Source organism: Salinicola sp. DM10 (assembly GCF_017306975.2).
Classification (GTDB): Bacteria; Pseudomonadota; Gammaproteobacteria; order Pseudomonadales; family Halomonadaceae; genus Salinicola.
Genome location: NZ_JAFLEN020000002.1, coordinates 408494 through 431665, shown reverse-complemented (window position 1 = coordinate 431665; position 23172 = coordinate 408494). Strand labels below are relative to the sequence as shown.

The window sequence follows — 23172 nt, the reverse complement described above, 5'->3', positions numbered from 1 at the left end:
CCTCGTGAATCAAACTGGTGCGGATGGGGAGACTCGAACTCCCACGCCTTGCGGCACTAGAACCTAAATCTAGCGTGTCTACCAATTCCACCACATCCGCTGGATGAAGAGCGCGCTCATTTTACGGACGAGCGCTCCAAAGTCAATTCGCTGTACGGCCCCTGCCCGCTCGCATCGAGACCCAGTCGGCGACGCCGCTCGGGCGGACACAAAAATAGAGGGTCCGCGTACGAACCCCCTAATCGTGACGGCTTCCTGCCGTTTGCCATGGCGTCCTGCCAAACTTCCCTGTGTCGGTCGCGTCCTGCGACCTCGCTTCCTGACGTCTCCCTGACGACACGCACACTGTGGACCCCTGGGAGATCAGATAATTTGATACAGGTGAAGAAGTGGAAAGGTAATTGTATCTTTATGTATCTATCGACTGACGAGGAGGCAGCGTCACGCCACAAAAAAGCGCCCCGCGGGGCGCTTTTCGAGAGAGGTCGTTCGCCTATCACTGGGACTTTTGAGCCGCGGCGGCGGCGTCGCTCTGACCCTGGGCGTTGATCGAGTCGAGATCCTCGGCATCCTTGATATCGGTCTTGCCGTCGGTCTCTTCCTGCATGGCGTCGATGGCATCATCGGTCGCCGCACTGTGGCCGCTTTCATCCATGCCTTGATGCTCGCTCTCGCCACTCATCATGTCCTGCTGCGACTCGGTCACGCCGTCACCCTTCTTGAGCGGCTCCTGATTGGCCTGCTCGGCGTCCTTCAGCGCAGCACTGTCGGCATAGACCATGCCCGCGCCGCCGAGCAGCATCAGGGCGGTAGCGGTGACGACTGCAATACCTTTTTTCATGGCAAGTCCCTTGTCTCTAGAGTTGACAGACACGCCGCGCCTTGGGCGGATGGCGTTTTATCAGCATAGCGCAAATGGTGATTTTTGCTCGCCTCCGGGTCCACGATGTCGACCCTTCGACACCCATGGCCGGTATCATCACCGACACGCCAGCGCATCGTCAGACCCAGGCAGCGACGAGGAGATGCCACAAACACGAAAGGCGAGCCCGAGGGCCCGCCTTTCTAAGATCCGCGTGCGCCGAGAACATCCTGTTCTCTTGCCGGGCCATCCTGGCCCCTGCCGGCGTGCGGTGCTGTGCAATCAAGCCACAAGGTCACTTTCCCGGTGCCATGCAGCCATACGATCTTCCATGATCGCAGCCAAGATTCACCTGTTGTCCCTGGACTCCATCCTTGAAGCCGGTGAATCGACCAACGAGTGCAAAGTTATACAAAACCTTTCTTTAGGTCAAGCACCTGCCGAGCACATCCGATGCTCGATGCCGCAGACAGGCCGCGACAAGTGCGCAATAAACAGAAAGGGAGACGATGGAAGGACATCGACCCCCCGAAAGCAGGATGCGCTCCAGCCCGTCTGCCGGGGCTGCGAGAGCAACGCCGATAGCGCCCAGAACGCGACTCGCTCTCGACTCTCCACGGTACCTGAGCCTATCGGCCCGTTCCCTGGCCATGCCGCTAACCAGCGCAGCGCGCAACTCCCTTGGTCACGTCCCTGCGGCAGCCTTCACGAAGAGAATCGAGCCGATGTTAGATCAATACATTACAAACGACAAAGGCTCGTACAAAATATTCCCCCCGTCAGCCAGGTCTCGACGAGCTGGCCGCCGGCGACGACGCCATAGCCCCAAACAAAATGGCATATAAAATTTTTCTCTTATTCCGACAAAAAAATTTGCGCTATGCTACATCCACTCACGACCGCGCGGTCCGTCCCCCCGCGCTGCCCCTACCGACGAGGAGATCACCCGCATGGCTCGATACGCATATTCTCTGGCTGGCCGCGTGCTGCGCGGCGGCGCTCTGGCCCTAGGTCTGGGCTTGGCTTCGATGAGTAGCATGGCGCACGCCGATACGCTGCGCGTCGGCATGTCCGGCGGCTACTACCCCTTCACCTTCGTCGACCATGACGTGCTCAAGGGCTTCGAGGTCGACCTGATGAACGCCATCGGCGAAGAGACCGGCGATGACATCGATTTCGTGACTGCCAGCTTCTCCGGGCTCGCCGGGATGCTCGACTCCGGACGCATCGACACCATTGCCAACCAGATCACCATCACCCCCGAGCGTGAGAAGAAGTACCTGTTCAGCACGCCCTACGTCTATGACGGTGCCCAGGTCGTGGTGCGCAAGGGTAATGACGCCATTCACGGCGTCGAAGATCTGAAGGGCAAGACCGTCGCGGTCAACCTCGGCTCCAATTACGAAGCGCTGCTCGAAGAGCTGCCCTACGCCGATCAGATCAATATCAAGACCTACGACTCCAATATCGAGCAGGATGTGGCCCTCGGCCGCGCCGACGCCTTCGTCATGGACCGCGTCAGCGCGACCCAGGTGATCAAGGACAAGCCGCTGCCGCTCGAGCTTGCCGGCCAGCCCTTCTCGCAGATCCAGAACGCCTACCCCTTCCGTGACGACGAAGCCGGTGCTGCCCTGCGTGACCGCGTCAACGCCGCACTGGCCAAGCTGCGTGACAGCGGCAAGCTGAAGGCGATCTCCGAGAAGTGGTTCGGTACCGATATCACCCAACCCTGATACTCTGATCCCACGCCGCCCTCGAGTCGTGCCCTGCGTCCTGCACGTAGGACTACGCCGGGGCGACACGGCCCATGACGCTTGCCGGCTTCATGGGCCTTTCTGTTATCCACGGCCGCGCTGCGCGGCGTAGTGATCTCTATGCACGCACTCAATGTCGACTACATGCTGGGCCTGGTGCCCATCCTTCTGAGCTATCTACCGTTGACCCTGGGCATGGCCGCCGCGGGCATGCTGTGCGCCCTGGTCCTGGCTTCGCTGCTGGCGGTGATCCGAGTGACCGAGCTGCCCGGGCTCAACGCCTTTGCCAAGCTGTTCATCTCGTTCTTCCGCGGCACGCCGCTGCTGGTACAGCTGTTCCTGTTCTATTACGGGCTGCCGCAGGTACTCACTTTTCTGGTCTCGATCAACGGTATCACCGCCACCATTCTCGGCCTGACCCTACACTTCTCGGCCTACATGGCGGAGTCGATCCGCGCCGCCATCGTCGGGATCGATCGCAGCCAGACCGAGGCCGCGCTCTCGGTGGGCATGACCCAGGGCCAGTTGATGCGGCGCATCGTGCTGCCGCAGGCGACCCGCGTCGCCACGCCGACGCTGATGAATTACTTCATCGACATGATCAAGTCGACCTCGCTCGCCTTCACCTTGGGTGTCACCGAGCTGATGGGGGCGACTCAGAAGGAAGCCGCCAGCAGCTTTCTCTACTTCGAAGCCTTTCTGGTCGTCGCCGTGATCTACTGGGTCGTGGTGGAAGCCCTGTCATGGGTGCAGAAATGGCTGGAGCAACGACTCAACCGGGCCTATCAGCGATGATCGAACTCAAGGGTATCCGCAAGCAGTTCGGCGACCAGGTGGTCTTCGACGCCATCGACTTGAAACTCGAACGCGGCGAGATCATCGTCGTGGTCGGCCCCTCGGGAACCGGCAAGTCGACCCTGCTGCGCTGCATCAACTTCCTCGAGCGTCCGGATGCCGGCCAGCTCACGGTGGGCGATCTGCAGGTCGATGCCACCCGCGCCACTCAGGCGCAGATTCTCGCCCTGCGCCGGCGCACCGCCTTCGTGTTCCAGAACTACGCCCTGTTCGCCAACAAGACCGCGCTTCAGAACATCGCCGAGGGCATGATCGTGGTCGACGGCCTCTCCAAGCGCGAAGCCCACGCCCGAGCGCGCAAGATCCTCGAGCGCATCGGCCTGGCCGACAAGGCCGATGCCTATCCGGCCTCGCTCTCCGGAGGCCAGCAGCAGCGCGTCGGCATCGGCCGGGCGATGGCGGCCAACGCCGAGGTGATTCTGTTCGACGAGCCGACCTCGGCCCTCGACCCGCAGTGGGTCGAGGAGGTCCTGGGGCTGATGAAACAGCTCGCGGCGGAGCACCAGACCATGATCGTGGTGACCCACGAGATGCAGTTCGCCCGCGAGGTCGCCGACCGCGTGGTGTTCATGGACGAGGGCCGAATCATCGAACAGGCGCCGCCGGCGACGCTGTTCAGCCAGCCCCGCGATGAACGCACCCAGCGCTTCCTGAAGAAGATTCTCGCCGCCAACCCGGCCTGACCCCACCCGCGCCAGTCAGGCGCGGGAGCGACCCGGGGCGCTGATGGCGAAGAAGCGCTCGACCACGTCGTCGCGCACCGGCCGCGTCAGCAGCGACACGCCCACGAACAGTGGCAGGTTGACCAGCAGCCCCCAGAAGCCGGCATGCACGCCGAGCGGATTGCGCCAGATCAGGGTGAAGGCGAGGGTCACGCAGAAGCCGGCGACGATGCCGGCGATCACCCCGGGGGTGGAGGCGCGGGTCCACACGAACATGCCGATGAAGGCCGGCAGCACCTGGGTGGCGAAGCCGAGCCCCACCAGCAGGATCATCACCAGGTTGCTGGGTTCGCTGATCGCCACCGGGGCCACGATCAGCGCCATGATCGGAATCAGCAACCGCCGCGCCAGGCGTGCCGTGGCGCTGTCACTGAGCCGCCACAGCGGCTGGGCGATATCCCGCGCATAGGCCATCGCCACCGAATGCAGAAACGGCTCGCACGAGGACATCGCCGCGGCCAGGGTGCCCGCCCCCAGCAGCCCCACCAGCCACACCGGCAGATGGCCAAGGGCATAGCTCAGGGCCACGGTATCGGCGCGCTCGAGCTGCGGCAGCGCGAGAATACCGATAAAGCCCACCACCACCATCGGCAGCACCACGATGTAGTAGGTCGGCAGCCAGGTCGCGCTGCGCCGGATGGTGTCGGCGGAGCGCGCGCTCATCCACTGGCTCCACACCGGCGGCATGAACGAGAGCATCGAGACGATGATCGAGGTGGTCCAGAAGGCGAAGCTCATGTCGCCGCCCGCCCCTGGCAGAGTCAGGAAGTCGGGGCGCTCCGCCTGCAGGCGCGCGAAGATGGCGCCGAATCCCAGTTCGCCGCTGGCGGTGTGGGCCGACCACAGCCCCACACTCCACGCTACCACCAGCATGAGCACACCCTGGAAAGCGTTGGTCAGGCCGATGGCGTGCTGCCCGCTGACGTAGAGATAGAGCGCCATCGCCGCCAGGATCAGAATCACACCCGCCCAGACCGGGATACGCCCGCCGCTCATCACCGCCAGAATGTAGGCCGACCCCATGGTCTGCAGCACCGCATAGGCCAGCGAGCCGATCGACATCACCAGCGCCGCCAGACCACCCAATAGCGGACTCTGATAACGGTCGGCGATGGCCGCGCCCTGGGTGACGTGGCCGAAGCGCCGGCCGAACTCCCACACCCGCGGACCGCAGTACCACGCCACCAGCGCCAGATAGGAGAGATAGATCACCACGTAGAAGACCGCGACGCCCTTGCTGTAGGCCCAGCCGGGCGCGCCCATGAAGGTGTAGGCGCTGATGCTGCCAGCGGCGATCAGCAGATAAAGGGTCACCCCGCCCATACTGCGCCCGGCCACGCCCCACTCCTCCAGGCTGTCCATGACGCGCCCACGGCGCGCGCGCAGGCCGATCACCAGCGCCACCGCGACATAGCCCAGGGTGATCCACAGCGGGGCCAGGCTGCTCGTCGACAGGCTAGTCATCCCTGTGCGCCCTCCGCGCCAGCCAGCGGTTGCCCAGCAGCATGGCGAGCCAGCAGCCGGCCACGATGGCATAGGCCCACAGCGCCAGCCACGGCAGCCCGAACGCCAGCCGCGCCCGATTGAAGCCGGCCACCACTGGCCACAGCCCCATCATGATCAGGCCCAGGAACAGCAGCAACAGCCCCCAGCCCGCCGCCGAGCGCGGGCGTACCACGAAATGCTTCATCGATGTTCCCACAGTGTGTCACGCGTGTTTCATGAGTTTTCACCGCCCCACCTGACGGCCGGCGACAGGATAGCCTATCGCATCGGGCATCGGCGCCGAACCCGGCGAGCTGCTAGGCTGCAGGGATCATTCGCGTTCAGGAATCTCCATGCCGCAACGACGCTCTCGACTCCGTGACGGGCTACGCTTCAGCGCGTCCGCCGGCTATACCGCCAAAGGCTTGATCTATGTCGCGGTGGGCTGGCTCGCCCTGCTCACCACCATCGGCCTGGGCGGCAGCGAGAGCGGCACCAGCGAGGTGATCCACAAGATCGCGCTGTGGCCCTTCGGCAGCGTGCTGCTGGTACTGCTCGGCCTGGGTCTGGTCGCCTACGTGGCCTGGCGTCTGGGCCAGGCGATCTGGGACACCGAGCACAAGGGTAACGACTGGAAGGGTTGGCTGCAGCGGCTGGGATTCGCCCTCAGCGCCGGGCTCTACGCCACCCTGGCATGGCAGTGCGCGGCCTTGCTGCTGCACAGCGTGGCGAGTTCATCCCAGGAAGACAACCGCCGCCGCACCGAGTGGCTGCTGGGCATTCCCGGCGGGCGCTGGCTGCTGCTGGCGGTGGGCTTGGGCTTCGTCGCCGTCGGCGTGCATCAGCTGGTGCGCGCCTGGCGGCGTGCCTACCGCAAGAACTGGCATCTGGAACAGCGCCCCAATCCGCCGCTGCCGCTGCTCGAGGGCATCGCCAGAGTCGGGCTGGCCGCCCGCGGCGTGACCTTCATCCTGATCGGCGGCCTGCTCGGCCTGGCCGCCTGGCAGCTCTCGCCCAGCCAGACCCAGGGCCTGGGTGGCGCCCTCGATCTGCTCGCCCACCAGCCCTACGGCGACTTCCTGCTGGGCGGGGTCGCCTGCGGCCTGATCGCCTACGGCGGTTACTGCTTCATCAATGCGGGCTATCGCCGCGTGCGTCATCCCCGCTGACCGGCACACGCGGGCATGAAAAAGGCCGCGTGAGCGGCCTGGAAGGATCGGAACAGCGCGCCGGCGCCGCGACCGCAGTCACGGCACCGACCTACCTGCCGAGCCATGCAGCGCCGCCAGGTAACCGAGGTACGCAGCCGATACCGAGCCGGATGCGCAAGAGAGCTGAGGCAGCGGAGCACTCAGCCCAGCATCAGCGCCCCGCCGGCTGCGGCGATGGCGGCGCCGATGCCGCGCAGCCAGCGGCTGTCACGCTGGGCCAGCCAGGCACCGGCCTGACGTCCGACCAGGGTGATCGCCACGCTGGTGATCACGAAGCCCAGCGCGTAGAGCAGCGCCGAGGCGCCCGGCGCCAGTTCGCTACCGTGAGCATGGCCGTGCAGCAGAATGAAGGCAAACACCAGCGTGCCACCCACCGCGCTGGGCAGCTTGACCAGCGTCGCCAGCAGTACACCCGCCAGCAGCACGCTGGAGGCGATGCCGAACTCCACCCCCAGCAGCGGCACCCCGGCCCAGGCCAGACCGGCACCACACACCATGCCCAGCGCGATCAGCACAGGCATCGCCCGGCGCAGCGCGGGCGCCTGGCGGCAGCTCCACAACCCGATCGCCAGCATCGCCAGCAGATGGTCGAGACCGGTCAGCGGGTGCATCAGGCCGGCCAGGAAACTGCCGCCATGGGTATGCGGCAGCTGCCCCGGGTGGGCGTAGGCCGCCGAGGCCAGCAGCAGCGCCAGCGGCGCCCCGAGCCAGGCCAGACGGCGCGCGGTGCTGCGAGAGGGTCGAGCTTGCATGGTGAACTCCTTGGGAGGTGGATGATGGGTAGTGGCTTGGATGTGAAAGCGTCGATGTCAGGCTGAACAGGACCGATTCACTCGGCAGACAGCAGCGCCTGATCGACCCGCGCTCGCTGCGCCTCACCGCGGCGCTCCGGCAGCATCCCGCGGTCGAGAATGAAGCGCACGATGGTCTCGACGCCGACCCCGTCATAGAGGTTGGCGAAGACGAAGGGGCGCGGGCCGCGCATCATCTTGGCGTCACGCTCCATGACCTCGAGCGAGGCGTGGACGCGCTCGGCGATATCGATCTTGTTGATGATCAGCAGGTCCGACTTGGTGATCCCCGGCCCGCCCTTGCGCGGAATCTTGTCCCCGGCGGAGACATCGATGACGTAGAGGGTCAGATCGGAGAGTTCGGGGCTGAAGGTGGCGGCGAGGTTGTCGCCCCCCGACTCCACCAGCACCAGCTCCAGCGTCGGATGCCGCGCATGGAGATCGTCGATCGCCGCCAGATTCATCGAGGCGTCTTCGCGGATCGCGGTATGCGGGCAGCCGCCGGTCTCGACGCCGATGATGCGGTCGGCATCCAGCGCGTCGTGGCGCAGCAGGAAGTCCGCGTCCTCGCGGGTATAGATGTCGTTGGTGACCACCGCGATATCGTAATGCTCGCGCAGCGCCAAGCAGAGCTGCTTGAGCAGAGCGGTCTTGCCGGACCCGACCGGGCCGCCGACGCCCACTCGCAGACAGTGTTGCATATCCCTCTCTCCTTTGGTCTTCGCGCCGCCCCATCCCGCCACGGCGCGGCGTATCTATTCCAGGTAAAACCGCACATCCCGGATGAAACCTCGGTATGACAGCGGGTAAGCCCCGGAAGGCTTATCCCGGCGGCGACATCAGCTGCGAAACAGTCGCGAGTACTGCGTCTCGTGCAGCGCGCTGGCCAGAGCCAGCCCCGGCAGCGCCGGGCCCAGGTCCTCGTCGCCGAGCGCGGCGGCACGCGTCACCGCGGCCGCCAGCGCCGGACGCAGCCGCTCCACCAGCCGCTGGGCCGCGGTCTGCCCCAGCGGTAGCGCCTTGCACGCCGCCGCCAGCTGGTTCTCGAGCCAGGCCCAGGCGAATCCCAACTGGGCATCCGCCAGCGCAATGCCGCGCCGCTGCGCCGCCCAGGCGAACAGCGTGACGTAGGTGGGCGTCGGCGGCAGCCAGCCATCTTCCGGCAGCAGCCCCAGGTCGCCGAGCAGGCGCGCCAGCGACTGCCCCAGGCGCAGATCCTCTTCGGCCAGCTCGTGGGTCTCGCGATTGGCCAGCAGCCAGTCGTTCCAGGCCGCCAGTGCCTCGCGATCTCCGCTCTCCCAGGCTTGCCACAGGCGTTCGAGCAGCGGCAGTTCGCAGCGGGTCAGGCCATCCTCGAGCACCCCGTCGAACCAGGCACCGAGCGTCGCTTCGTCCTTCACCCAGCCGAGTTCGAAGGCGCTTTCCAACCCCTGCGACCAGGCGAAGGCGCCGATCGGCAGTGCCGGACTCACCAGCTGCATCAGACCCAGCAGCGCCAAGGGTGAGCGTGTCGATGCCGGCGCCACGCTCAGTGCTCGTGGCCGCGACCGCGCGGCACGAAGTCATAGACCAGGGCCCCCCCGGCAGCGCCACGCCCAGACTCGTGCTCGTGCGTGTGACCGTGATCATGTCCATGCCCGTGACTGTGAGCGTGACCGTGGCCATGCGCGTGGCCTTCGGCATAGGCCCCGGACTCGGGGTCGAAGGGCGCGCGGTGGCGCTCCAGGGTCGCCCCCAGGCGGGTCGCCAGCGCCTCCAGCACATGGTCGGGAGGAAAGCGCACCCAGCCGCACTCCTCCTCGGCACCCAGCGCCAGCTGCACATGGCGGTTGCCCAGGTGGTAGCAGAGCCGAGCCAGCGCCAGCGTGCCCTCGACCCGGGCGGTGACCACCGGCTCGTCGGCGGCGCGCACTGCGATCACCTCACCGCTCTCGGCGCGCAGCAGCGCACCGTGGCGCAGCACCGGGCCGCGGTCGAGAAATAGCCCCAGCTCGCGTCCGCCATCGCTGGTGGCCTTGAGGCGCCCGCGGCAGCGCAGCTCGAAGGGGAGCGTGACGCTGTCGTCGGCGACGATGTCGCAGGCCGCGTCCAGGCGCTCGATCAACTTCAGCATCGTGTCGTCCTTTTCATTCTCATCAGAGCAGATTCCCCAGCAGAACAGACTGGCTGTCAGAACAGACTGCCTGTCAGAACAGGTGGTAGCGCTGGGCCAGCGGCAGCGTGACCGCGGGCTCGCAGGTGAGCAGTTCGCCATCGGCGCGCACCTCGTAGGTCTGCGGGTCGACCTCGAGCTGCGGGCAGGCGTCGTTGAGTTTCATGTCACGCTTGCGCACACCGCGCACGTCCTGAACCGCGACCAGCCGGCTGGCCAGACCCAAGCGCTCGCCCACCCCCGCCGCCAGCGCCGCCTGGCTGACGAAACTGACTCGGGTGGCGCTGGCCGCACGCCCGAAGGCGCCGAACATCGGCCGGTAGTGCACCGGCTGCGGGGTCGGGATCGAAGCGTTGGGGTCGCCCATCGGCGCCGCCGCGATCATCCCGCCCTTGAGTATCAGTGCCGGCTTGACGCCGAAGAAGGCCGGATCCCACAGCACAAGGTCGGCCAGCTTGCCGACCTCCACCGATCCCACTTCATGGCCCAGGCCGTGGGTCAGCGCCGGGTTGATGGTGTACTTGGCGATATAGCGCCGGGCACGGAAGTTGTCGCAGCCGCGCTCGGCATCCTCCGCCAGTAGCCCGCGCTGCACCTTCATCTTGTGCGCAGTCTGCCAGGTGCGGCAGACCACCTCGCCGACCCGACCCATGGCCTGGGAGTCGGAGGCGATCATCGAGATCACGCCGAGATCGTGGAGGATATCCTCGGCGGCGATGGTTTCGCGGCGGATGCGTGAATCGGCGAAGGCCACGTCCTCGGGGATATTGGGGTCGAGATGGTGGCACACCATCAGCATGTCGAGATGCTCGTCGACGGTGTTCACGGTGTAGGGCCGCGTCGGGTTGGTCGACGACGGCAGCACGTAATCCTTGGAACAGGCGGTGATGATGTCCGGCGCATGGCCGCCCCCGGCACCCTCGGTGTGATAGGTGTGGATACCGCGCTCCTTGAACGCGGCCAGGGTGTCCTCGACGAAGCCGGACTCGTTGAGGGTATCGGTATGGATCGCCACCTGGACGTCGTAGCGCTCGGCCACGCTCAGGCAGGTATCGATGGAAGCCGGCGTGGTGCCCCAGTCCTCGTGCAGCTTGAGCCCGATCGCCCCGGCCACGATCTGCGCCTCGAGCGCCTCGGGCTGGCTGGCGTTGCCCTTGCCAAGCAGGCCGATGTTCATCGGCAGGGTGTCGATCGCCTGGAGCATCTTGCCCAGGTGCCACTCCCCCGGAGTACAGGTGGTGGCGTTGGAGCCGGTGGCCGGCCCGGTGCCCCCTCCGAGCATGGTGGTGACCCCGCTCATCAGCGCCTCCTCCACCTGCTGCGGGCAGATGAAGTGGATATGCGCGTCGATCGCGCCGGCGGTGAGGATCTTGCCCTCACCGGCGATCACCTCGGTGCCCGGGCCGATCACGATGGTCACCGCCGGCTGCACGTCGGGGTTGCCGGCCTTGCCGATGGCGGCGATGCGCCCTGCCTTGAGGCCGACATCGGCCTTGACGATCCCCCACCAGTCGAGGATCAGCGCATTGGTGATCACGGTGTCCATCACCGCCTCGTCGCAGCGCTGGCTCTGGCCCATGCCATCACGGATCACCTTGCCGCCGCCGAACTTCACCTCGTCGCCGTAGTGGGTATGATCCTGCTCCACCTCGATCCACAGCTCGGTATCGGCGAGCCGCACCCGATCGCCCACGGTGGGGCCATACATGTCGGCATAGGCCTGACGTGAAATTTTCATGCTTCATCCTCCACGGCATCGTCCAGCCCACCCATGACCTCGCCGCGGAAGCCGTAGACATGCCGCCGGCCGGCGAACGGCACCAGCGTCACCGCCCGGCGCTGACCCGGTTCGAAACGGATCGCCGAGCCCGCCGGCACGTCGAGCCGATAACCCCGCGCGGCGCCACGATCGAACTCGAGCGCCGGATTGGTCTCGGCGAAGTGGTAGTGCGAGCCGACCTGGATCGGGCGGTCGCCGCGGTTGCCCACCGTCAGGGTGATCGTGTCGCCCCCTGCGTTGAGCTCGATGTCGCCGTCCTGCAACTGGTATTCACCGGGAATCATGGCCGCCCCTCATACGATGGGTGAATGCACGGTCACCAGCTTGGTGCCGTCGGGAAAGGTCGCCTCCACCTGCACCTCGGGGATCATCTCGGCGACCCCCTCCATCACGTCGTCGCGGGTCAGGATCTCGCGGCCGTAACCCATCAGCTCGGCCACGCTGCGCCCGTCGCGGGCGCCTTCGAGAATCTCGAAGCTGATCAGCGCCACCGCTTCCGGGTAGTTGAGCTTGAGCCCGCGCGCGCGGCGGCGCTCGGCCAACTGGGCGGCGGAGAACAGCAGCAGCTTGTCTTTGTCTCGGGGTGTCAGTTCCATCGCCTCGTCTCCTGGGCTTGCGGGCGCCGGGCGCCCTTGGTCGTTGTCTCAGGTGCGCCAGATGCGCGGCTCGCACGCCTCGCGCTCGGCCAGCAGCGGGCGCAGCGTATGCCAGGCGGCCTGGCAGTAGTCCCAGGCCTGATTGCGCGAATCGCCCAGATAGCGCAGCAGCAATACGCCGAGACGCTGGGTGACGGCCCACTGCGGGGCCGCCGGCAGCGCCTCGCGCAGCGCCGCTACCGCCACCTCGGGGGCCGCCAGTCCGGCCGCCCACAGGGTTGCCTGGACGCTCGCCCCGCCCTGTCCCCAGCGTCCCTGGAAGCGCGCGTGGTGTGGGTCGAGCGGCTGGCGCTCGAGCCACAGCGGGCGGCCGTCGCGGGTCAGCCGAAAGCGCTGCTCGATAGCACCGCTGACGAACGGCAGCGCGCCCACCGGGCGCCCCAGCGCCATCACCTCCCAGCCCAGACAGCGGGCATCGCCAGTGAGCTCGACCGTGGTGCTCTGCACCCCGCACGAGCCGTCGAAGGCGATGGTCTCCTGGGGCAGCCACTCGAGCAGCCCGCCGGCGGCGACCTGCAGGTGATTGCGCTGCTGCCAGGTCACGCCCTGGCTGTCGGCGCGGTAGAGCTTGGTCGCCGCCGGCGTGGTCAACAGCGCGTGGGCGTCGGCCTCCACCGCGATCTCCACCGCCAGGGCGTCACCGCTGACCAGCCCGCCCGGCGGGTGCAGCAGATAGACGTGGCAGGGCTCGACCAGCGCCGGCCGCAGCGGCTCGGGGTAGAACGGCCGCTGCACCCGCAGCGGCCCGCTGTGGTGCGCCCGGGTCAAACGGGTACGTCCGGCGTGGGCGGTCTCGCGGCGGTCGAAGGCGAGCGTCAACCGCGCCTCCCAGCGGCGCCCGGCGTCGAAACGGTGGCCGGAGTCCGCGGGTGGCGGTGGGCTTGGCGGTGCGGGGTCTGCGCTCATACCGTGAGATGTCGCCGAATCAGGTCGTCGTCGAGATCGGAGATGTCACCACTGGCCACGGCCTGGCCTCGATCCATGATCATGAAGCCGTCGGCGTAGCGGCGCGCAAACGGCAGTTTCTGCTCGACCAGCAGCACGGTCAGCCCGGCCTCGCGGTTGAGCCGCCGGATCACCTCGCCGATCTGGGCCACGATATTGGGCTGGATGCCCTCCCCCGGCTCGTCGAGGATCAGCAGCCGCGGGTCGAGCACCAGTGCGCGCCCGATCGCCAGCTGCTGCTGCTGGCCGCCGGAGAGGTCGCCTCCGCGACGATAGCGCATCTCGCGCAGCACCGGGAACAGTTCATAGATACGCTCGGGAATGCGCCGCTGGCGATCGCGCCGCGCCGGCAAGCCGATACGCAGGTTCTCCTCCACCGTCAGCGTGGCGAAGATCTGCCGACCCTGGGGCACATAGCCGATCCCCAGACCGGCACGCGCCTCGGCGCGCCGCGGCAGCAGCGGTTCACCGTCGAAGTGGATGGTGCCGGCGCGGGCGCTCACCTCCCCCATGATGGTCTTCAACAGCGTGGTTTTGCCGACCCCGTTGCGCCCCATCACGCAGGTGCAGCGCCCGGCCGGCACCGTCAGCGACAGGCCGCGCAGGATATGGCTCTCGCCGTAGTACTGATCGAGGTTGTCCACGCTCAGCATGCGTTCGTCTCCTCGTCGCCGCCCAGATAGACCTCCACCACCCGCGGGTCACTGGACACCTGGTCCAGACTGCCCTCGGCCAGCACGCTGCCCTGGTGCAGCACCGTGACCTTGCGCGCGATCTCGCGCACGAAGCCCATATCGTGCTCGACCACCACCACCGACTGCTGCCCCGCCAGCCGCGTCAACAGCTCGGCGGTACGCTGCATCTCCGGCTCGGTCATCCCGGCCACCGGCTCGTCCACCAGCAGCAGACGCGGGCGCTGCATCAGCAGCATGCCGATCTCCAGCCACTGCTTCTGGCCGTGAGAGAGCACGCCGGCGAGCCGGTGCCGCTCGCCGCTCAGCCCGATGGTCTCCAGCACCTCGTCGATGCGCGCCTGGCCGGCACCGTCGAGACGCGACAGCAGAGTCTTCCACACGCGGCGGTCACCGGCCATCGCCAGCTCCAGGTTCTCGCTCACGTCGAGCGCCTCGAACACCGTCGGCTTCTGGAACTTGCGTCCGATGCCGAGATTGGCGATCCGCGGCTCGTCCAGGGTCAACAGGTTGTGCCGGCTGCCGAACCACACCTGGCCGCTGTCCGGGCGCGTCTTGCCGGTGATGATATCCATCATGGTGGTCTTGCCGGCACCGTTGGGGCCGATGATGCAGCGCAGCTCGCCATCGTCGATCGTGAGGTTGAGCCGATCGATGGCGCGGAAGCCGTCGAAGCTGACGCTGACATCCTCCATGTAAAGAATCGGCCCGTGGCGGACGTCCACCGGCGACTGCGCCGGCAGCATGAAGTCGAACACCCGATCGGGGCGCGACAGCTCGCGCAGCTGCTGCACCCGGGTGCGTACGCTCTGGCTCATGTCGCACCCTCCTGCCGATGCCGCCATGCCAGCACGCCGGCGATTCCCCGCGGCAGCGCCATGGTCACCACCACGAACAGTCCGCCGAGCAGGAACAGCCAGGCATCCGGCATCGCGCCGGTGAGCACGGTCTTGAGATAGTTGACCACCAGCGCCCCGAGCAGCGCACCGAACAGCGTCGCGCGCCCGCCCAGCGCCACCCACACCACCACTTCGATCGAGAACAGCGGGGCGAAGGTGCTGGGGTTGATGATCCCCACCTGCGGCACGTAGAGCGCCCCGGCGATCCCGGCGAGCATCGCCGAGACCACGAACAGCGACAGCTTGACGTGCTCGACCCGATAGCCGAGAAAGCGCACCCGCGCCTCGGCGTCACGGGTCGCCACGGCGACCCGCCCCAGCTGCGAAACGACGATCGCCCGACACAGCCAGAACGCCAGCAGTACGGCGATGCCGGAAGCCAGGAACAGCGCCACAGTCATGCCGTCACTGGCCAGCCGAAAACCGAGCAGCTCGCTGAAGCGCGTCAGCCCGGTGCTGCCGCCCATTCCCATCTCGTTGCGGTTGAACGCCAGCATCAGGGCAAAGGTCAGCGCCTGGGTGATGATCGAGAAGTAGACCCCGGTCACCCGCGAGCGGAAAGCGAGCCAGCCGAACGCCAGTGCCAGAATACCCGGCGCCAGCACCACCGCCAGCGCCGCCAGCGGGAAGCTCGCCAGCAGCCCCTGCCAGCCGGGCAGTACCGTCCCCTGGGCATTGAGATAGAGCCCCATGGCGTAGCCGCCGAGGGCGAAGAAGGCGCCGTGGCCAAGGCTCAAGATGCCCAGGTAGCCCCAGATCAGATCCACCGCCAGCGCCAGCAGCATGTAGGTGAAGTACTTGCCCAGCAGTGCCACCGTGGCGCTGCTCACATGCAGCGGATGAGTCGCAGGCAGCGCATGCAGGACCAGCACCAGCGCCATGCCGACGACCAGCAGCGCCGAGGTGATCAGCGTGGCACGGGAAAGAAACGCCTGGCGCGAGCGGTCCCGCCCCGGCTCGAGGGTTGCGTGGCTCATGACACCCTCCCCTTGGGCGCGAAGATCCCCTGCGGGCGCTTCTGGATGAACAGGATCACCCCGACCAGCACGATGATCTTGGCCAGTACCGCCCCGACCCAAGGCTGTAGCACCTGATTGATCACCCCCAGCGACATGCCGGCGACCAGGGTGCCCCACAGATTGCCGACGCCGCCGAACACCACCACCAGGAAGGAGTCGACGATATAGCCCTGACCCAGGTTCGGCCCCACGTTGGTGAGCTGTGACAGCGCCACCCCGGCAAGCCCCGCGACCCCGGCGCCGAGACCGAAGGTGAGCATGTCGACCCGCGCCGCGCGCACGCCCATCGCCCGCGCCATGGCGCGGTTCTGGGTCACTGCGCGCACCTCCAGGCCGAGCCGGGTATAGCGCATCAGTGCCCACAGCGCGGCGAACACCAGCAGGCAGAAACCGAGCACACCGAGACGATTCAGGGTCAGCGACAGCGCATCGTTGATCTGCCAGGCGCCCTGCAGCCACTCCGGCGACGCCACCCGCCGGTTGAGCGGGGAGAACAGCGTGCGCACCAGCTGCTGCAGGATCAGGCTCAGGCCGAAGGTCGCCAGCAGCGTTTCCAGTGGTCGGCCCTTGAGAAAGCGAATCACCGTCCGCTCGATCAGCACGCCGAACGCGCCGGCGACCAGAAAGCCGCCGGGGATCGCCAGCAGCAGCGCCAGCCCCGGCTGGCCCGGCAGCGCCTGCTGGATAAGCCAGGTGGTATAGGCACCGAGCATGATCAGCTCGCCATGGGCCATGTTGATCACTCCCATGACGCCGAAGGTGATCGCCAGACCGATCGCCGCCAGCACCAGGATCGAGCCCGCGCTCAAGCCGAAGAACAGCGTCTGCGCGCGGTCGTACCAGGCACGCTTGCTTTCGATGCCGTCGAGCACCTGCTGCGCCTGACTGGCGAGTTCACCGTCACCCGCGGCGACCGTGGTCAGCGTATTGCGCACGCGCGTGTCGAGATTGCCCTTCAGGGTCTTGAGCGCGGTAGCGTCACCCTGCTGCACGCGGTAGAGCGCCAGCGCGATATCGAGCCGGTCGCGAACCGTCGCACTCTCTTCCCGCTCGCGGCTCGCGCGCACGCTTGCGACATTGTCGGCGTTCACATCACCAATCAGCCGATCCGCCGCCGCCAGGCGAGACCTCTCGTCACCCTCGGCGAGAGAGAGCGAGGCGATCATGCCCTGGAGCTGGGTGCGCAGATCGTTGTTGATCTTGAAGATATCCACCGTGCGCCGTGAGCCGCTGCCGGCCTCGGCAAAGGTGATCGCATCGATCAGCGGCCACTCACGGCCGCTGTCGTCGGTGACGATATAGAACTGCTCGCCGCGGCGCTCCTTGCCCAGACGGCCATCGAGCAGCGCCTGCAGCCAGCGCGTCTTCTGACTCGCCTGGCTGTCGGCGATCGCCTGGGCGGCCTCGCCCTTGGCCTCGAAACTGCGCGTATCGAGCGCTTGCAACAGCGCTCTGGCCTGGGGCTCGCCGACCGCCGCCGATGCCGTGGTAGCCAATGCCGCGCACAGCAGCAGGCCGAGCAGCAGCGAGTGGCAGATCCGGCGAGCGCACTGGCGGCCTCCGGCGTGGAAATTCATCATCATGATGGAACGCTCATGCTGCGTTACCGTTGGCCCCGCGCCATCCGGTGGACGGCGCGGGCACGTGCTCGGGCGGTGAGCGCCGCGGCATGGCCGCGGCCCGGCACCGCCTCCGATCAGTTGGCCCCTGCACCGTCCTCGCAGACCATGCGCTCGACATCGAGCTTTCCGCAGCGCAGCGGCGCGCGCCAGTCGCTGATCAGGTTCTTCGACGCCGGCAGGTAGTCGGACCAGGCATCACCGGCCACCGTGGTCGGGGTCTGCCACACCACGCTGAACTGACCATCGTCCTGGATCTCGCCGATCATCACCGGCTTGGTGATGTGGTGATTGGGCATCATCGTCGCCGCACCGCCGGAGAGGTTGGGCACGGTCACGCCGATGATCGCGTCCTTGACCGCGTCGACATCGGTGGTACCGGCCGACTCGACCGCCTTGAGCCACATGTTGAAGCCGATGTAATGAGCTTCCATGGGGTCGTTGACCACCGCGTCCTTGTTGCCGGTATAGGCGACCCAGGCGTCGATGAAGTCGTAGTTGGCGTCGCTGTCGACGCTCATGAAGTAGTTCCAGGCGGCCAGATGGCCAACCAGCGGCGCGGTGTCGATGCCGGTCAGCTCCTGCTCGCCGACCGAGAACGCCACGACCGGGATGTCCGAAGCCTTGATCCCCTGATTGGCGAGTTCGTTGTAGAACGGCACGTTGGCATCGCCATTGATGGTCGAGACCACCGCGGTCTTCTTGCCCTGACTGCCGAAATCCTTGACCCGGGAGACGATCGACTGCCAGTCGCTGAAGCCAAACGGGGTGTAGTTGACCATGATGTCGTCGTCTGCGACGCCATGGTCCTTGAGGTAGGCCTCGAGGATCTCGTTGGTGGTGCGCGGATAGACGTAGTCGGTACCCAGCAGCGCCCAGCGCTCGACGCCCTGCCCCATCAGATAGTCGACCGCGGGGATCGCCTGCTGGTTGGGCGCGGCGCCGGTATAGAAGATGTTCTCGGAAGACTCCTGGCCCTCGTACTGCACCGGGTAGAACAGCAGCCCGTCGAGCTCCTCGACCACCGGCAGCACCGCCTTGCGCGAGGCCGAGGTCCAGTTGCCGAAGATGACATCGACGCGCTTGTCACCGGTGAGCATGCTGCGCGCCTGCTCGGCGTAGCGCGACCAGTCGGAGGCCGGGTCCATCACCACCGGCTCCAGCTGGCGCCCGAGCAGCCCGCCGGCCTTGTTCTGCTGATCGATCAGCATCAGCATCTCGTCTTTCAGCGTCGATTCGCTGATCGCCATGGTGCCGGAAAGGGAGTGGAGGATACCGACACGGATCGGGCCATCGTCGGCCGCCAGCAGCGGCGCCGAGAACCCTGCCAGCGTGGTGGTGAACACGGATGTCGCGATCAGTTTGCGTAGGGCTGTTGTTGTCATGAGACGCTCCTGAAGGATCCCTGGTTCGGTGACCGGCGCCGCCGGCGCACCCTGCCCCTACCCTCATGCATTTTCCGTGCCCTTTTTCCTCTCTGTAGATCTTTCGTATACAAAAATAGCCCCGGAACGCACCTTCAACGCGCGCCCGGGCCGGCCGCCAAGCCCCTCTGGGCGCTCGACCTCCCCCGCAGGTAAAACGAATTCCTGAAGCAAGACAGTGTGTTGGCTTCACCTCAAGACGAGCCGCCAGATGCACCATATTGGAGACAAAAAAAGACGCTCGTATCACGAGCGCCCCAAAAGCGTGCAAACCACCGATCGAAATGCGCTGGCGCCTTCGCGCCAGTTAATCAGAAACGCAGCTCATCCATGGCCATCAACCCCGCCGCCGCCGCTTCGAGCTGGCGCGCGTGGGTGTCGCTGCGCGGCAGCAGACGCTCGAGGAAGTGCTGCCCCACGATCAGCTTGTCGCGGTAGTCGGCCTCACCCAGCGCACCGCCCTGGTCGAGCCCACGCACCGCCGCGCGAGCCGCCTTCCACCACATCCAGGCGTAGACGCTGAGACCGGTGAGCTGCAGATAGTCGTGGGCCGCCGCCCCGGCCTCGGCCGGATCCTGCGCCGCGCGTTCGAGCAGTTGACGGGTCGCCTGTTCCAGCCGCGTTGCGGCAGCCTCGGCAGCGGCATGGAAGGGCCGCAGGCGCGTGTCATCGGCGGCGCCGTCCTCCAGGTCCGCGCGCAGGCGCGCCAGCAGACGCTCGACATAGGCGCCACCGTTACGCACCAGCTTGCGCCCGACCAGATCCATCGCCTGGATGCCGTTGGTGCCTTCATAGATCATGGCGATGCGCGCATCGCGCACGAACTGCTCGGCGCCCCACTCGACGCAATAGCCGCTGCCGCCATAGAGCTGCTGGGCCTCTACCGTGGCCTCGAAACCACGATCGGTCAGAAATGCCTTGGCTACCGGGGTCAGCAGCGCGACCATCTCCTCGGCACCAGCGCGGGTCTCGGCCTGCGGATGGTAGCGGGCGCGGTCCAGCTCGCGGGCGACGAAGGCCGCGAACAGCCGCCCGCCCTCGTTCCAGGCACGCACGTCCAGCGCCATGCGGCGCACGTCCGGATGCACCAGAATCGGGTCGGCGGGCTTGTCCGGCGCCGCCGCGCCGCCGGGGGCACGGCTCTGCAGGCGCTCGCGGGCGAAGTCGATCGCACTCTGATAGGCGATCTCGCCCAGGCCCAGACCCTGCATACCGATCGACAACCGCTCGTAGTTCATCATCGTGAACATCGCCGCCAGGCCCTGGTGCGGCTCACCGATCAGCTCCCCCCGCGCCGCCTCGAAGTGCATCACGCAGGTGGCGCTGGCCTTGATCCCCATCTTGTGTTCGAGACCGCCGCACACCACGCCGTTGGCCTCGCCGGCCTGCCCCGCGTCATCGACCACGCGCTTGGGCACCAGAAACAGCGAGATGCCCTTGGCGCCCGGCGGTGCGTCGGGCAGCTTGGCCAGCACCAGGTGAACGATGTTGTCGGTGAGATCGTGCTCGCCGCCGGTGATCCAGATCTTGCTGCCGGTGATTGCGTAGCTGCCGTCATCGTTGGGCGTCGCGCGGGTCTTGATCAGACCCAGATCGGTACCGCAGTGGGGCTCGGTCAAGCACATCGTGCCCAACCATTCGCCAGCGTAGAGCCGCGGCAGATAGCGCGCCCGGGTCTCCGCGTCGGCGTACTGATCGAGCAGCAGCGCGGCGCCGTTGTTGAGCGCCAGATAGAGCGCGAAGCTCGAGTTGCTGGCATAGAGCATCTCGTCGAAGGCCAGCGTGAGCAGCTTGGGCAGGCCCTGACCGCCCAGCGCCGGGTCACCGGCGAGCCCGCACCAGCCGCCCTCGGCGAACTCGGCGAAAGCCTCGCGGAAGCCCGCCGGCGTGGTCACCCGTGCGCCGTCGAACTGGCACCCCTCGGCATCGCCGCTGGCATTGAGCGGCAACAGCTCGGCGCTGACCAGCCTCCCGGCTTCTTCCATCACCGCATCGGCGAGTTCGGCGTTGAGCTCGGCTGTCGCCGGCATCGCCGCCCATTCACGCTCGGCGGCGAAGACCTCTTCGCGCACGAAACGCAGATCGTTCAGCGGGGCTCGATAGTGTGCCATGACCTCTCCTGCGGCGAATGTCGAATGCAGCCAGTTTCAAACGTTCGTTTCAATATACGTCGAATGCCACCCGACGTGCACTCTGACCTTGGTCTAGCAGGCTGCGCGAGCGCCGCTATCCAGGCAATCGCGGTCTCGTTCCACACGCCCTGCGACCTTGGTATAGACGCTGTGCGGCCCGGCGTCGCGGGCAGATACGTGGCGCGCGCGCCGGGGACGGTTGGAAGCACCGACTTGATTCAGGATAATTACAAAACTTGCACGTTCGTGACGATCCGCCAGACTAGAGGCGCAATGGCGCATCGCCGCGACCGCCAGCGAGTCAATAACGGGACGCGATCTCGCCACGCCCTGAAGGCGTGGCCCGATCCGTCATGTGGTAATCATTAGGGAGACGGCTAGTGGCTCAAGAAGATCCTAACAAGCAGCCGGCCGCGCCGCAGGAAGGCGTACCGGCCCCCGAGGGACCCTCCAATCTGATCGATACCGATTACGTGATCGGTCAGGACAACATCAGGACCAACAAATTCGGCTTCGACGTCGACCTGCACGGCAAGGTCTTCTCGATCTCGTCGCTGCTGATCCTGTTCTTCGTCATCATCACCCTGGCGCTGCCAGAGCAGATGGGGCCGATCTTCAACGGGGCAAGGAGCTTTCTCACCGACAACCTGAGCTGGCTGTTCCTGTTCGCCGCCAACGTCTTCGTGCTGGTCTCGGTGGGGCTGATCTTCACCCCGCTGGGCAAGGTGCGCATCGGCGGCATGCACGCCAAGCCCGACTTCAGCTATGCCGGCTGGTTCGCGATGCTGTTCGCCGCGGGCATGGGCATCGGCCTGATGTTCTACGGCGTCTCCGAGCCGATCACCCACTTCGGCACCTCGCTGGCCGGCGACTCCTGGGCACCGCTGGGCGGCGCCGCGGGTAACGACGCCGCCTCCCAGTCGCTGGCCATGGCCGCGACGATCTTCCACTGGGGCCTGCACCCCTGGGGCATCTACGCGGTGGTCGCGCTGTCGCTGGCGCTGTTCTCCTTCAACAAGGGGCTGCCGCTGACCATGCGCTCGATCTTCTACCCGATCCTGGGTGAGCGCATCTGGGGCTGGCCGGGCCACATCATCGACATCCTGGCGGTCTTCGCCACGCTGTTCGGTCTGGCCACCTCACTGGGTCTGGGCGCCTCCCAGGCGGCCGCCGGTCTGCACTATCTGTTCGACGTGCCCAACACCAACGTGACCATGGTCCTGCTGATCATCGGCATCACCCTGGTGGCACTGGGTTCGGTCATGCTGGGCGTGGACAAGGGCGTACAGCGGCTGTCGCAGATCAACATGGCGCTGGCCTTCATCCTTCTGGTGTTCGTGATCTTCGTCGGCCCGACCCTGCTGCTCGCCACCGGCTTCGTCGAGAACATCATCTCCTACCTGAAGTATCTGCCGGCACTGTCCAATCCGTTCGGCCGCGAAGACACCAACTTCGTCCACGGCTGGACCGCCTTCTACTGGGCCTGGTGGATCTCCTGGTCGCCGTTCGTCGGCATGTTCATCGCCCGCGTCAGCCGTGGCCGCACCGTGCGCGAGTTCCTGATCGCGGTACTGCTGGTGCCCACGCTGGTCTCGGTGATCTGGATGACCGCCTTCGGCGACACCGCTATCCACCAACTGGTCGGCGATGGTTTCCAGGGGGTCAAGGATGCGGCGCTGGAGCTGCAGCTCTTCACCATGCTGGGTCAGCTGCCGCTGACCGCGATCACCTCGTTCCTGGGTATCGTGCTGGTGATGGTGTTCTTCATCACCTCCTCCGACTCCGGGTCGCTGGTGATCGACTCGATCACCGCCGGCGGCAAGGTCGACGCACCCAAGCCGCAGCGCGTGTTCTGGGCGCTGATCGAAGGCGCCATCGCCATCGCCCTGCTGCTGGGCGGCGGTCTGACCGCACTGCAGGCGGCGGTGATCACTACCGGCCTGCCCTTCACCATCGTCTTGCTGGCGGCGTGCTACGCCATCATTCAGGGTCTGCGCTCCGAACCGCGTACCTGAAGCCAGTGCTGTAAACGCAACGAGCGGCCCACGGGCCGCTCGTTGTCGTTCTGATGTCTATCGTTCTGACGTTTATCGTTCTAGCACTCGCCGTTCTGGTACCGATTGCCGTGCCAGAGCCGCGAAAGAACCCACCGCCTCAGCGCACCTGGCGCGCTC

22 protein-coding genes and 1 tRNA gene are annotated in these 23172 nt (G+C 66.5%); 5 read left to right on the top strand and 18 right to left on the bottom strand.

Features of this window, described 5'->3' with window-relative positions:
* Positions 1–15 precede the first annotated feature (15 nt).
* Positions 16–100: transfer RNA gene (locus tag J0A90_RS10630), tRNA-Leu, on the bottom strand.
* A 396-nt stretch (positions 101–496) separates the two neighbouring features.
* A complete protein-coding gene (locus J0A90_RS10625; protein WP_207034777.1) occupies positions 497–841 on the bottom strand; it encodes a hypothetical protein in 345 nt (114 codons plus the stop codon).
* A 1049-nt stretch (positions 842–1890) separates the two neighbouring features.
* On the opposite strand from J0A90_RS10625, the gene J0A90_RS10620 reads away from it, so the two are divergent.
* The 3 genes from J0A90_RS10620 to J0A90_RS10610 all read left to right on the top strand — a co-directional run bounded on the left by J0A90_RS10620 (position 1891) and on the right by J0A90_RS10610 (position 4154).
* Positions 1891–2595, top strand: coding sequence for an amino acid ABC transporter substrate-binding protein (locus J0A90_RS10620; RefSeq protein WP_233076722.1), 705 nt, complete (start codon positions 1891–1893; stop codon positions 2593–2595).
* A gap of 141 nt (positions 2596–2736) precedes the next feature.
* Positions 2737–3411 (top strand): amino acid ABC transporter permease, encoded by a 675-nt coding sequence (locus J0A90_RS10615; RefSeq protein WP_207034781.1) that lies wholly within the window; start codon positions 2737–2739, stop codon positions 3409–3411.
* Positions 3408–4154 carry an amino acid ABC transporter ATP-binding protein gene (locus tag J0A90_RS10610; protein WP_035469385.1) on the top strand — a complete coding sequence of 249 codons (747 nt, stop codon included), beginning with the start codon at positions 3408–3410 and terminating at the stop codon, positions 4152–4154. The genes J0A90_RS10615 and J0A90_RS10610 overlap by 4 nt, the downstream gene beginning before the upstream one ends.
* A gap of 15 nt (positions 4155–4169) precedes the next feature.
* On the opposite strand, the gene J0A90_RS10605 is transcribed toward J0A90_RS10610, so the two are convergent.
* Together J0A90_RS10605 and J0A90_RS10600 are read right to left on the bottom strand one after the other, a co-directional pair.
* Positions 4170–5657, bottom strand: a complete 1488-nt coding sequence (locus J0A90_RS10605; RefSeq protein ID WP_207034783.1) for a sodium:solute symporter — start codon at positions 5655–5657, stop codon at positions 4170–4172.
* Positions 5650–5883, bottom strand: coding sequence for a hypothetical protein (locus tag J0A90_RS10600; protein WP_207034785.1), 234 nt, complete (start codon positions 5881–5883; stop codon positions 5650–5652). Before J0A90_RS10600 ends, J0A90_RS10605 begins: the two co-directional genes overlap by 8 nt.
* A gap of 148 nt (positions 5884–6031) precedes the next feature.
* Between J0A90_RS10600 and J0A90_RS10595 the strand changes: the two genes are divergently transcribed.
* The gene (locus J0A90_RS10595; RefSeq protein WP_207034787.1) at positions 6032–6847 is read left to right on the top strand and encodes a DUF1206 domain-containing protein; all 816 of its coding nucleotides are present in this window, start codon (positions 6032–6034) and stop codon (positions 6845–6847) included.
* Positions 6848–7029: 182 nt separating this feature from the next.
* On the opposite strand, the gene J0A90_RS10590 is transcribed toward J0A90_RS10595, so the two are convergent.
* The 14 genes from J0A90_RS10590 to J0A90_RS10525 form a co-directional block, all read right to left on the bottom strand.
* Complete coding sequence (locus J0A90_RS10590; RefSeq protein WP_207034789.1) at positions 7030–7641, bottom strand: HupE/UreJ family protein; 612 nt, start codon at positions 7639–7641, stop codon at positions 7030–7032.
* 77 nt (positions 7642–7718) lie between these two features.
* Positions 7719–8381, bottom strand: a complete 663-nt coding sequence (gene ureG, locus J0A90_RS10585) for an urease accessory protein UreG (RefSeq protein WP_207034791.1) — start codon at positions 8379–8381, stop codon at positions 7719–7721.
* A gap of 138 nt (positions 8382–8519) precedes the next feature.
* A complete protein-coding gene (locus J0A90_RS10580; RefSeq protein WP_207035343.1) occupies positions 8520–9161 on the bottom strand; it encodes an urease accessory protein UreF in 642 nt (213 codons plus the stop codon).
* A gap of 47 nt (positions 9162–9208) precedes the next feature.
* Positions 9209–9793, bottom strand: a complete 585-nt coding sequence (gene ureE / locus J0A90_RS10575) for an urease accessory protein UreE (RefSeq protein ID WP_207034793.1) — start codon at positions 9791–9793, stop codon at positions 9209–9211.
* Positions 9794–9866: 73 nt separating this feature from the next.
* The gene (gene ureC, locus J0A90_RS10570) at positions 9867–11570 is read right to left on the bottom strand and encodes an urease subunit alpha (RefSeq protein ID WP_035469468.1); all 1704 of its coding nucleotides are present in this window, start codon (positions 11568–11570) and stop codon (positions 9867–9869) included.
* Positions 11567–11896, bottom strand: a complete 330-nt coding sequence (locus J0A90_RS10565; RefSeq protein ID WP_207034796.1) for an urease subunit beta — start codon at positions 11894–11896, stop codon at positions 11567–11569. The genes ureC and J0A90_RS10565 overlap by 4 nt, the downstream gene beginning before the upstream one ends.
* A gap of 9 nt (positions 11897–11905) precedes the next feature.
* Positions 11906–12208 carry an urease subunit gamma gene (locus J0A90_RS10560; protein WP_035469373.1) on the bottom strand — a complete coding sequence of 101 codons (303 nt, stop codon included), beginning with the start codon at positions 12206–12208 and terminating at the stop codon, positions 11906–11908.
* 48 nt (positions 12209–12256) lie between these two features.
* Positions 12257–13174 carry an urease accessory protein UreD gene (locus J0A90_RS10555; RefSeq protein ID WP_207034798.1) on the bottom strand — a complete coding sequence of 306 codons (918 nt, stop codon included), beginning with the start codon at positions 13172–13174 and terminating at the stop codon, positions 12257–12259.
* On the bottom strand, positions 13171–13866 hold the full coding sequence (gene urtE / locus J0A90_RS10550; protein ID WP_035476633.1) for an urea ABC transporter ATP-binding subunit UrtE: 696 nt from the start codon (positions 13864–13866) through the stop codon (positions 13171–13173). Before urtE ends, J0A90_RS10555 begins: the two co-directional genes overlap by 4 nt.
* Complete coding sequence (gene urtD, locus J0A90_RS10545; RefSeq protein ID WP_255702125.1) at positions 13860–14723, bottom strand: urea ABC transporter ATP-binding protein UrtD; 864 nt, start codon at positions 14721–14723, stop codon at positions 13860–13862. Before urtD ends, urtE begins: the two co-directional genes overlap by 7 nt.
* Positions 14720–15781, bottom strand: coding sequence for an urea ABC transporter permease subunit UrtC (urtC, locus tag J0A90_RS10540; protein ID WP_207034800.1), 1062 nt, complete (start codon positions 15779–15781; stop codon positions 14720–14722). Before urtC ends, urtD begins: the two co-directional genes overlap by 4 nt.
* The gene (urtB, locus tag J0A90_RS10535) at positions 15778–17406 is read right to left on the bottom strand and encodes an urea ABC transporter permease subunit UrtB (RefSeq protein ID WP_233076694.1); all 1629 of its coding nucleotides are present in this window, start codon (positions 17404–17406) and stop codon (positions 15778–15780) included. The genes urtC and urtB overlap by 4 nt, the downstream gene beginning before the upstream one ends.
* 113 nt (positions 17407–17519) lie before the next feature.
* The gene (urtA, locus tag J0A90_RS10530) at positions 17520–18827 is read right to left on the bottom strand and encodes an urea ABC transporter substrate-binding protein (protein ID WP_233076692.1); all 1308 of its coding nucleotides are present in this window, start codon (positions 18825–18827) and stop codon (positions 17520–17522) included.
* A gap of 350 nt (positions 18828–19177) precedes the next feature.
* Entirely contained in the window at positions 19178–20977 is a 1800-nt protein-coding gene (locus J0A90_RS10525; RefSeq protein WP_207034801.1) for an acyl-CoA dehydrogenase C-terminal domain-containing protein, read from the bottom strand.
* 401 nt (positions 20978–21378) lie between these two features.
* Between J0A90_RS10525 and J0A90_RS10520 the strand changes: the two genes are divergently transcribed.
* On the top strand, positions 21379–23013 hold the full coding sequence (locus J0A90_RS10520; RefSeq protein WP_207034803.1) for a BCCT family transporter: 1635 nt from the start codon (positions 21379–21381) through the stop codon (positions 23011–23013).
* The last annotated feature ends 159 nt before the right edge of the window (positions 23014–23172 follow it).

What these genes read in the sequence shown, in the direction of transcription:
- J0A90_RS10625 (WP_207034777.1), bottom strand. Translation starts at nt 841, where the DNA reads ATGAAAAAAGGTATTGCAGTCGTCACCGCTACCGCCCTGATGCTGCTC.
- J0A90_RS10620 (WP_233076722.1), top strand. Translation starts at nt 1,891, where the DNA reads ATGAGTAGCATGGCGCACGCCGATACGCTGCGCGTCGGCATGTCCGGC.
- J0A90_RS10615 (WP_207034781.1), top strand. Translation starts at nt 2,737, where the DNA reads ATGCACGCACTCAATGTCGACTACATGCTGGGCCTGGTGCCCATCCTT.
- J0A90_RS10610 (WP_035469385.1), top strand. Translation starts at nt 3,408, where the DNA reads ATGATCGAACTCAAGGGTATCCGCAAGCAGTTCGGCGACCAGGTGGTC.
- J0A90_RS10605 (WP_207034783.1), bottom strand. Translation starts at nt 5,657, where the DNA reads ATGACTAGCCTGTCGACGAGCAGCCTGGCCCCGCTGTGGATCACCCTG.
- J0A90_RS10600 (WP_207034785.1), bottom strand. Translation starts at nt 5,883, where the DNA reads ATGAAGCATTTCGTGGTACGCCCGCGCTCGGCGGCGGGCTGGGGGCTG.
- J0A90_RS10595 (WP_207034787.1), top strand. Translation starts at nt 6,032, where the DNA reads ATGCCGCAACGACGCTCTCGACTCCGTGACGGGCTACGCTTCAGCGCG.
- J0A90_RS10590 (WP_207034789.1), bottom strand. Translation starts at nt 7,641, where the DNA reads ATGCAAGCTCGACCCTCTCGCAGCACCGCGCGCCGTCTGGCCTGGCTC.
- ureG (WP_207034791.1), bottom strand. Translation starts at nt 8,381, where the DNA reads ATGCAACACTGTCTGCGAGTGGGCGTCGGCGGCCCGGTCGGGTCCGGC.
- J0A90_RS10580 (WP_207035343.1), bottom strand. Translation starts at nt 9,161, where the DNA reads ATGCAGCTGGTGAGTCCGGCACTGCCGATCGGCGCCTTCGCCTGGTCG.
- ureE (WP_207034793.1), bottom strand. Translation starts at nt 9,793, where the DNA reads ATGCTGAAGTTGATCGAGCGCCTGGACGCGGCCTGCGACATCGTCGCC.
- ureC (WP_035469468.1), bottom strand. Translation starts at nt 11,570, where the DNA reads ATGAAAATTTCACGTCAGGCCTATGCCGACATGTATGGCCCCACCGTG.
- J0A90_RS10565 (WP_207034796.1), bottom strand. Translation starts at nt 11,896, where the DNA reads ATGATTCCCGGTGAATACCAGTTGCAGGACGGCGACATCGAGCTCAAC.
- J0A90_RS10560 (WP_035469373.1), bottom strand. Translation starts at nt 12,208, where the DNA reads ATGGAACTGACACCCCGAGACAAAGACAAGCTGCTGCTGTTCTCCGCC.
- J0A90_RS10555 (WP_207034798.1), bottom strand. Translation starts at nt 13,174, where the DNA reads ATGAGCGCAGACCCCGCACCGCCAAGCCCACCGCCACCCGCGGACTCC.
- urtE (WP_035476633.1), bottom strand. Translation starts at nt 13,866, where the DNA reads ATGCTGAGCGTGGACAACCTCGATCAGTACTACGGCGAGAGCCATATC.
- urtD (WP_255702125.1), bottom strand. Translation starts at nt 14,723, where the DNA reads ATGAGCCAGAGCGTACGCACCCGGGTGCAGCAGCTGCGCGAGCTGTCG.
- urtC (WP_207034800.1), bottom strand. Translation starts at nt 15,781, where the DNA reads ATGAGCCACGCAACCCTCGAGCCGGGGCGGGACCGCTCGCGCCAGGCG.
- urtB (WP_233076694.1), bottom strand. Translation starts at nt 17,406, where the DNA reads ATGATGATGAATTTCCACGCCGGAGGCCGCCAGTGCGCTCGCCGGATC.
- urtA (WP_233076692.1), bottom strand. Translation starts at nt 18,827, where the DNA reads ATGACAACAACAGCCCTACGCAAACTGATCGCGACATCCGTGTTCACC.
- J0A90_RS10525 (WP_207034801.1), bottom strand. Translation starts at nt 20,977, where the DNA reads ATGGCACACTATCGAGCCCCGCTGAACGATCTGCGTTTCGTGCGCGAA.